1 protein-coding gene is annotated in these 418 nt (G+C 29.7%); it reads right to left on the bottom strand.

Annotation, left to right across the window (positions count from 1 at the left end):
* Positions 1-74 precede the first annotated feature (74 nt).
* Positions 75-418: carbohydrate ABC transporter permease (locus G3997_RS02660; RefSeq protein ID WP_296647668.1), on the bottom strand; the 344-nt coding region annotated here is incomplete at its 5' end.

The raw sequence follows: 418 nt of genomic DNA, 5'->3' as shown, positions 1-418 counted from the left end.
AAATGGCGATAAACATATTAATGCTAATATTATACCTAACATATCTAACGCTATCTTACTTAATTTTTTATTCATTATGCTTCCACCTCATCTTTCTTAGTCATATAWACTTGAGCTAAACCTATAACTGCAACTATTAAGAAGAATATTACTGCTTTTGCTTGTGCTAAGTTAATTTTATTTAATGAAAATGCTGTTTGATATATATTTAGCGCTAGCATTTGAGTTGCATTACCCGGCCCACCATTTGTAAGAGCTAGGTTTTGATCAAATAATTTAAATGAGTTTGAAAGTGTTAAAAATAAGCTTATTGTAAATGCTGGTCTTACCATTGGTATAGTTATATTTCTTAATCTTTGCCACCAATTAGCTCCATCTATTTTTGCAGCTTCATTTAATTCAGGTGGAACATTTTGAA

The sequence above is a fragment of the Romboutsia sp. 13368 genome (assembly GCF_018336475.1).
In the GTDB taxonomy this organism is placed as follows: domain Bacteria; phylum Bacillota; class Clostridia; order Peptostreptococcales; family Peptostreptococcaceae; genus Romboutsia.
This window is presented reverse-complemented; position numbering and strand designations above follow the sequence as displayed.